We start from the raw sequence: 259 nt of genomic DNA, 5'->3' as shown, positions 1-259 counted from the left end.
GCCGAAGATCCTGCTGCTCGACGAGCCGCTCGCCAATCTCGACGCCAAGCTGCGCGAGGAAATGCGCGTCTTCATCCGCGATCTGCAGCGCCGCGTCGGCATCACCACCGTCTATGTCACGCATGACCAGGCCGAGGCGATGACCATGTCCGACCGGGTGGTGGTCATGTTCGGCGGTCGTATCGCCCAGATCGGCGCGCCGTCCGACATTTATGAGCGTCCCGAAAATCTCGAGGTCGCGCAATTCGTCGGCCAGGTG

General features: G+C 63.7%; 1 pseudogene. It reads left to right on the top strand.

Annotated elements, in window-relative coordinates:
* A pseudogene (locus E5W87_RS32005) lies at positions 1-259 on the top strand (ABC transporter ATP-binding protein); the annotation flags it as partial.

This window comes from Mesorhizobium sp., from assembly GCF_004962925.1.
In the GTDB taxonomy this organism is placed as follows: domain Bacteria; phylum Pseudomonadota; class Alphaproteobacteria; order Rhizobiales; family Rhizobiaceae; genus Mesorhizobium.
This window is presented reverse-complemented; position numbering and strand designations above follow the sequence as displayed.